Below are 7,098 nucleotides of genomic sequence, written 5' to 3' on the forward strand. Positions count from 1 at the left end.
ATACCTTTTATAATGGGTATACATTTTATATTTCTTTTTATAACAGGCATACATTGCATATTTCTTTTGGCTCACTCCGCATCTTTATTTCTCATTTTTCACTTTATTTCTCTGAATTCTATCTGTCATGTTAATTATCAATACATTTTAGGAATGTTCTCTAATAAAACAGGATAATTAAGCGTAAAAATTCAGCAGTAGTTCAAAGAGGGTTAGCTTATGGAAAAGAAACTGGTATCAGGGCTCGTTTTAATTATAATGCTTTTTGCTGCACTGCCTTATTCAGCAGGAGCGGTAAATGAAGGAAATGTTCTTAAGTATACTAGCTCAGGAAACGCTTTTGGTGGCGGAGACAAGCTTCAAATTAACCAGGATATCCAGGGAGACCTGGTGCTTGCAGGGTCCAGGCTTGAAATAAATGGGAATACTCTAGATGATTTTATTGGTGCAGGCGGGGAGTTGATCATTAACGGAAATATTTCAGGAAATATTCTCGCAGCCGGAGGCTCTGTAACGGTAAACGGGAATGTAGGCGGAGATGTGGCAGCAGTCGGAGGCCAGATTTTCCTTTCCCGGGACAGCGTAGTTGAAGGGGATGTCCTGCTGGGCGGAGGAGAAGTAACTCTTAATGGACTCGTTAATGGAAATGGGGAAATCTCAACAGGCACTCTTAAGACCGGAGACGGGTTCAAGCTTAAAGGAAACCTGGAACTGCAAGCAGAAAATTATCCCTCTAATCTGAGAGATAAGGTTGATGGAAACCTGAACATTAAGCAATCAAATGCAACGGAAAATCAGGAAAAAACTTCTGAAGGATTTGGTATTTTCTCATTTATCCTCGGGTTACTTGCGTCCCTTGCTCTTGGTTTAATCCTTATATCTCTTTTCCCGGATTTTGTAAGCGGACTTGCTGAACTTATAAAAGATTCGCCGCTGAAAGCAGGATTACTGGGCTTTTTGATTCTGGTTTTCCTTCCGGTACTCTCAATAGTCCTGCTTATTACCATTTTCGGGTGGAGCCTCTCAGTTCTGACAATCCTGCTCTTTGCACTTGCACTTCTCATCGCAACAGTACCTGTGAAATTGCTTGCAGGCGAGATAATTTATAACAAAATATTCAAAAAGGATGCCGGAAAGATGGTGTATTACCTTATCGGGGCAGTTATATTTGCAATTTTATATGAAATCCCCTTAGTTGGAGGGCTCATACGTTTTATTGCACTGCTTATCGGATTGGGGGTAATTGCTGCCTGGATTGGATTGCGCACAAGAGCGACACGTTAACCGGGCTGGTTTCAAAAAATTCTTTTATTTAGCCGTGTTTCAGGCAGGCTCTCAGGAAGCTTGAGAAAAACCTGAGGAAATTTCAGGGAAGGACTTCTTCCCTGTATTTTTCGAATCCCAGCCTGTCAAAGAGGTCTCCTAACCTTTCTCCGTCAAGACCTTCTTTCCTGTAATATTCAAAGGTTTTTCCAAGGATTGAGAAAAGCTGTTCCTCGTCCGCAAGTTCAAGAAGCTTTGTTCCGTGTTTTGGCTTCCTTCCAATTTTGCCTCCGACAAAGATCGTGCATCCGGTTTTTTCCGCTCTCAGCGCATCTTTCCGGCAGGCTGCTATACATAACCCGCAAAGGATGCACTTTTCCCTGTCTATGCTGGCTTTCTCATCGAGAACTTTTATTGCTCCTATTTTACATGCTTTTTCACAGCGCTTGCAGCCAACACAGTTTTCTGAGATAGTTTGTGGTTTTGTCGTACCCATTATTCCAAAATCGGTATCCTGGGGTTTTACGCAGGCCGATGGACAGCCAGTTACTGCAATCTTGAGTTTTTTGGGAACAGTTTCCCCTACATATTTTTCATCTATCCTGTGCGCTATTTGCTGGCAGTCGATCAACCCAAATCTGCATACCTCATTCCCCTGGCAGGCAACCACTGCCCTTACCCTCTTTCCGGCCGAGCCTCCGAAAACTCCCTGCTTCTCAAGTTCAGAACTTGCTTCTTCAGCCTCTTCGAGTTTGACAAAAGGAATCTCAATGCCCTGCCTTGAAGTTATATGAATATAACCGTGTCCGTATTTCTCGGCAGCATCCGCAATTGCCCGCAGTTTGTCTGCATCCACCCTGCCGCCGGCGACTTTAACCCGCATTGAAACCATGTTTTCCTGCCTCTGAGGCAGAAAGCCTTTACTTTTGAGTAAAGACTCATCAATCTTTTTCTCATTCATATATGGTCACTTCACTGCAAGGCATTATAATTAATGTATATAAAAATTATTAAAGATTCGAGCTTTCTTTCGAACTGGTCCGGCTTTTGACCCGATTCCTGAAATATGGGGAAATTTGGAAAATGCATCTAAATCAGGGAAAGATAATAAAAAGGTCCGATAATTATAAAAAAGTCAAAAAAATATAAGAAAAATCAGAAAAATGAAAAAACGTGGAACTGCACGAGTGCCATATAAAGTGCTGTCCCTGTGAAGATGCTGAGCATGGCATTTCGTTTCCAGAAGTGCAAGCCGGCAACGATACCTATGGTAAACAACTCCGGAATCCCATATGGAGCTGCAAGCCACTGCACGTCCTTTAAGCAGTAGATGACCAGCAGCAGGAGGATCATTGGAGGCAGATTTTTTTCAATAACTGAGAGCATGGCAGGTGGTTCTCTTGAGCCAAAACACATGAACGGAAGAAACCTTGTAGCAAAGGTCGCAAGAGCTATAACCGCAATGGTTACGAGCATTTGAAGGGTATCTGTCATCAGCTTTCCTTCTTTATTTTGTCTTCAACAGGCTGTACGGATGCATTAATCTGCCTGATTTCCTTTTTCGTGTGCATCCCCTGCATTGATTTTTCCCTGCCGATAAGGATTAAAGTTCCGAGGATGATCGAAGCCAGCAGCATATTGTCAGGGCTGAAAAGTATAAGGGAAAGAGCTCCTGCTCCCAAGGCGGCCAGGAAGGGAAAACGCGTCTCCGAGTTGAAATACTGCTCTATGGTCAGCACCACAAATAACGCGGTCAGCACAAAGCTCATGCCCTCAAGGTTAAGGTCCAGCATAGAGCCAATTACAGCCCCGAGTACGGAACCTGTGATCCAGTAGAAATGGTCAAGGGCTGCAATATAAAAGTAAAATCTCGACTTCGAGCTGCTTTGCGGGACTTCTGTTGTGGTCAGGAGAGCGTACGTCTCGTCGGTTAGCGCAAAGATAAGGTAAGGTTTGACCTTCCCGACACCGGAAAACTTCTCCAGCAAGGACAGCCCGTAGAAAGCGTGCCTGAAATTAAGGAGCAGTGTAGCTACAACAAATTCAGTTAGCCCTGCCCCGGCAGCAAGTAAAGCTACTGCCAGAAATTGACCTGAGCCTGCGTAGACGAAAAGGCTCATAAGGAAAGCGTAGATCCAGTGATACCCTGCGCCGTCAAGCAGAAGCCCGAACGCCATTCCCAGAGGTATGTATCCGAGTAAAACAGGAATTGTAGTCTTGAAAGCACTAATGAAAATTTCTTTATTTTGTTCGCCTGTTTCCCGGTTATCCATTCCATTTCTGGCCATGTTTTTCTCTTCTGTTACCCCTGTGCAGTAATCCTTTTTGAAGAATGAAAAACATAGATTATATTTATCCTATATATTTTTTGCCAGCCCATGTTTATTTTCAGGAATAAGAATTCTCAGCCTGCACAAGTAGAAAAGAAATCTTGCTGGTAAAAGCAAAATCCTGCTGGAACTTTTTCGAGTAGAATCCCACAGATGCACGTTTCCTCGGTATCCCTGTGGATTTTATAATCTTTGACGGCCTTTCCGAAGGAAAAATGAATAAAATGGTCTTTTGTTAAGGTCAAGTCGGGAAAAACCGGCTTTCTTTCCCCTAGAGAAGCTCGTCAGAGACTGCATAGACAGAGGAAGGGTTAGCTATGAGATAATTCACATCAGGAATGACCGGTTGATAACCGCTGGTAATTTATTTTTCCGGAGCTGCTCCGTTCTCAGGAATTACTTTCTTAACCCCGAATTCTTAATTTTCTTAACCCCATTCTCACAGGGTGCATACAGAGTCCATTTTTTACAAAAAATGAGAGATTTTCTATGATAGGTGACGTTTCTATAATAAGTGATATAAGTGACCATAGTAAGAGATATTTACAGATAAGAGAAGTTCATAATTGCAATCCGGTTGTCCACTGCGAATCGGATGACAGTTTAATATTTGATTTATCCGATGAGGCTAAAGTCTTCCTTTTTATTACTCGAAGACAATAAGCTCCAGCCGCGCCTCGGCGCGGGACAAGCACGTCCGACGGATAGTGTTCATGTTTCCCTGAAAGAATCTCAATCAATTTCCTCACAGAACACCGAAAATCTGAATATGATTCTTTTCTTCACTCCAGTTTTCCCTCTGGCATATAGCACCCGAAATAGGTATTTTGCTCGACCTTTTTCAGGATATTGTTAATATTCTCGAGCACAGCTTCCATTCTGTCCATTCTAGTTTCAATTTCCTGGATTCTAGCAAGAATTTCCTGATCTGTCGTCAAAATCTCATCTCCAGATACCTGTAACAAAAATTCATAATAGAAGTAAAAGTGTATTCCAATAAATGTCCTGCAATGTTCTTATAGACATCGTAAAGCTGCATATCAGGCTTAATATATACATTTTCAAGGTATATCAGGCTTAAATACGAAGCAGCCCGATTTGCCAGTCATTGATTATTCTGGTGGCAGTCCTTGTTTCATCAACTTCACCTTTTTTCTGAATAAAGTTACACTGTTTACCTATAAGTTTAAGCACATCATAGACACTCTCATCCTCTACTGTAATCTTATAGAGGGACTCAAGGGCGGTTTTGTTTTCAGCAAGAATTTTATCGATTATTTTCAGAGCGACTCCAATATGATCCTTCAGATGGGTTGCATCTTTTATTCCTAGAAGGCCCTGGATATATTCATCGTTCTCATCAAAAGGAATTACTCCCGGAGTATCTATAAACATAATTCGGGAACCTGCGTCCACATTCTGGACTCCTTTTGTGTAACCGGATATGGGAGACGTGCCCGTCCTGTGCCTGCCTGTAACGCCATTGATCACCGAGGATTTGCCCACATTGGGATAACCAAGGGTTCCGACAAGAATATCCCGATCTTTTATACGGGCTGATGCGAGGATCTGGTGTCTTAGCATCGTTGTTCCTGACCTGTCTTTGCTGGAAATAAAAATTGTGGGTGCAATTTTTGAGAGGCGGGTTTTTGTTTTCTCAAGTTTTTCATTTGATACAAGGTCGCATTTATTGATGACTATTATGAAAGGTTTGTTCAAGCGGACTATTTCACGCTCGATTTCGCTGTTTCGCGTCTCTTCAGGAAATCTGGCATCTATGACTTCAAGAAGGACATCAGCTTTTTTTATAACATCCCTTACAAGAACTTTATAGCTGGTCATATACAGTGGCTATGGCACAAGCTGATATATGAATATATAGCGAATATACAATGATGTAAGGCTGTAAGAGACGGATGGATTTTAACAAGTGAGAGAATACAGTTATTGAATTTGGGGAAATTCTCAATTCGTGGCTCACGTTTCTAAAAAACTCACTTTTTGTATGTTTTACTGTTTCCTCAGTCGTTTTAAACCAGTTTTTAACTAACTATTATATTCTGATGAAAAATAAAATGATATTATAGTAGTTATCGAATTATTGATAAAATAAGCCAAAATAAGGTAATTATAAAAAGGTAATTTAAATATGAAATTCTAAAAAAATAAATATTCATAATAAGAATAAAAAAGAAATTATTCGAGTTCAATGTTTACTTTTTTTCCCAGAACTCCTCTGCTTTTTCTTCCATCTCTTCCAGTCTGTCATAATAGTCCGGAAACTCATTCAGATGAGCCAGAGCAATTTTTCCTGTCATTATGGGGTCGTCGTTAGTAACATTTGTCAAGGGATCTATGGTCCCATGCTCAAGTTCTACGTCCATGCCTCTGCGAAACTGATCGACATCGAACTTATCCCATTTTATTCCCAGCTTTTCCCCAACTGCCTTTGCCTCTTCAGCCGTAAATTGCTTCTTTGTCAAAATTATCACTCCACCTGTTGTTTAATCTTCAACTAGTTAATCTTCAACTAGTTAATCTTTGCCTACTGTTTAATCTTCAACTAATTATTTAATATACATTTGCACTTATTTAATATACACCTGTACTTAAGAATTATTCTGCAAAAACTTATTTTATTTCGTCTGTCCTTAGCATTGGATAGAAGAGTCCGATCTTTCATACATAATACTTCCGAGAGCAACAAATGAGAATATAAATTAGAGAGCAAAACATGTCAGATAATGATTTTTTGTTTATGAGGCGTGCAATTGAAATCTCCCTTGAAAACGTAAAAAAGGGAAGAGGCCCTTTTGGTGCAGTCATCACCAGAAAAGGGAAAATCCTTGCAGAAAGCTGCAACCTGGTCACAGAACTTAATGATCCTACAGCCCATGCAGAAATTAATGTAATAAGGGTCGCAGCCCAAAGACTCAAGACTTTTGACCTTAGCGGCTGTGTGATCTACTCTTCCTGCGAGCCCTGTCCGATGTGCCTTGGGGCTATCTACTGGGCCAGAATAGACAAAGTCTTTTTTGCCAACACGACTGCTGACGCCAAAAGTATCGGCTTTGCGGATTCTCGAATCTATGAAGAAATCTCACGCCCTCTTCAGGAGAGACATATCGAATTCCGCCAGCTTCTTCGGGAAGAGGCATTGGGGGCTTTTAAAGCCTGGGAAGAGTCCGAGAACAGGGTGGAGTACTGAGAAGAAGTAGAGTTATAGAGAATTGTTACTTAAAACTTAAATTTAAAATAAATGCCTAGATTGTAGAGTAATTTTAATATATTCCATAATCAAGGTTTATTTTTTAGAATTTTGTTCAGAAGTTTATCTGTTTTTCCTTCTAAATTAATCTAATTCAGTGGTCACTCAACTACCTTTTTCTTTATTATGCACTATAAATTTTAAATGTAATATGGAATTATCTATGAAACTCTACAAAATAGTACCGAACATACCTGTATAAGAATACGTGCTTTTACGAATTCAATAAATCTTATA

General features: G+C 40.6%; 9 protein-coding genes. 3 read left to right on the forward strand and 6 right to left on the reverse strand.

Annotated elements, in window-relative coordinates:
* The first annotated feature begins 219 nt into the window (after window positions 1–219).
* Window positions 220–1,284 (forward strand): hypothetical protein, encoded by a 1,065-nt coding sequence (locus RG963_RS09240; protein ID WP_310575979.1) that lies wholly within the window; start codon window positions 220–222, stop codon window positions 1,282–1,284.
* A gap of 82 nt (window positions 1,285–1,366) precedes the next feature.
* Here the strand turns inward: RG963_RS09240 and RG963_RS09245 are convergent, their stop codons facing one another.
* From RG963_RS09245 to RG963_RS09255, 3 genes are all read right to left on the reverse strand, one after another.
* Window positions 1,367–2,224, reverse strand: a complete 858-nt coding sequence (locus tag RG963_RS09245; protein WP_310575980.1) for a 4Fe-4S binding protein — start codon at window positions 2,222–2,224, stop codon at window positions 1,367–1,369.
* 194 nt (window positions 2,225–2,418) lie between these two features.
* Entirely contained in the window at window positions 2,419–2,757 is a 339-nt protein-coding gene (locus RG963_RS09250) for a branched-chain amino acid transporter permease (protein ID WP_310575981.1), read from the reverse strand.
* Window positions 2,757–3,551 (reverse strand): AzlC family ABC transporter permease, encoded by a 795-nt coding sequence (locus RG963_RS09255; protein WP_310575982.1) that lies wholly within the window; start codon window positions 3,549–3,551, stop codon window positions 2,757–2,759. The genes RG963_RS09250 and RG963_RS09255 overlap by 1 nt, the downstream gene beginning before the upstream one ends.
* Before the next feature lie 218 nt (window positions 3,552–3,769).
* Here RG963_RS09255 and RG963_RS09260 point away from each other — a divergent pair, with 218 nt between their 5' ends.
* Window positions 3,770–3,832 carry a hypothetical protein gene (locus tag RG963_RS09260; protein ID WP_310575987.1) on the forward strand — a complete coding sequence of 21 codons (63 nt, stop codon included), beginning with the start codon at window positions 3,770–3,772 and terminating at the stop codon, window positions 3,830–3,832.
* Between the two features lie 543 nt (window positions 3,833–4,375).
* Here the strand turns inward: RG963_RS09260 and RG963_RS09265 are convergent.
* The 3 genes from RG963_RS09265 to RG963_RS09275 form a co-directional block, all read right to left on the reverse strand.
* Entirely contained in the window at window positions 4,376–4,531 is a 156-nt protein-coding gene (locus tag RG963_RS09265) for a hypothetical protein (protein ID WP_310575983.1), read from the reverse strand.
* Window positions 4,532–4,670: 139 nt separating this feature from the next.
* A complete protein-coding gene (locus RG963_RS09270; RefSeq protein WP_310575984.1) occupies window positions 4,671–5,435 on the reverse strand; it encodes a GTPase in 765 nt (254 codons plus the stop codon).
* A 371-nt stretch (window positions 5,436–5,806) separates the two neighbouring features.
* Window positions 5,807–6,085 carry a DUF5661 family protein gene (locus tag RG963_RS09275; protein WP_310575985.1) on the reverse strand — a complete coding sequence of 93 codons (279 nt, stop codon included), beginning with the start codon at window positions 6,083–6,085 and terminating at the stop codon, window positions 5,807–5,809.
* Window positions 6,086–6,327: 242 nt separating this feature from the next.
* On the opposite strand from RG963_RS09275, the gene RG963_RS09280 reads away from it, so the two are divergent.
* Window positions 6,328–6,801 (forward strand): nucleoside deaminase, encoded by a 474-nt coding sequence (locus RG963_RS09280; protein ID WP_310575986.1) that lies wholly within the window; start codon window positions 6,328–6,330, stop codon window positions 6,799–6,801.
* The last annotated feature ends 297 nt before the right edge of the window (window positions 6,802–7,098 follow it).

The organism is Methanosarcina baikalica (genome assembly GCF_031461075.1).
GTDB lineage: Archaea > Halobacteriota > Methanosarcinia > Methanosarcinales > Methanosarcinaceae > Methanosarcina > Methanosarcina baikalica.

Coding starts and splice junctions, on each gene's coding strand:
- RG963_RS09255 (WP_310575982.1), bottom strand. CDS start 3,551: ATGGCCAGAAATGGAATGGATAACCGGGAAACAGGCGAACAAAATAAA.
- RG963_RS09245 (WP_310575980.1), bottom strand. CDS start 2,224: ATGAATGAGAAAAAGATTGATGAGTCTTTACTCAAAAGTAAAGGCTTT.
- RG963_RS09250 (WP_310575981.1), bottom strand. CDS start 2,757: ATGACAGATACCCTTCAAATGCTCGTAACCATTGCGGTTATAGCTCTT.
- RG963_RS09240 (WP_310575979.1), top strand. CDS start 220: ATGGAAAAGAAACTGGTATCAGGGCTCGTTTTAATTATAATGCTTTTT.
- RG963_RS09270 (WP_310575984.1), bottom strand. CDS start 5,435: ATGACCAGCTATAAAGTTCTTGTAAGGGATGTTATAAAAAAAGCTGAT.
- RG963_RS09280 (WP_310575986.1), top strand. CDS start 6,328: ATGTCAGATAATGATTTTTTGTTTATGAGGCGTGCAATTGAAATCTCC.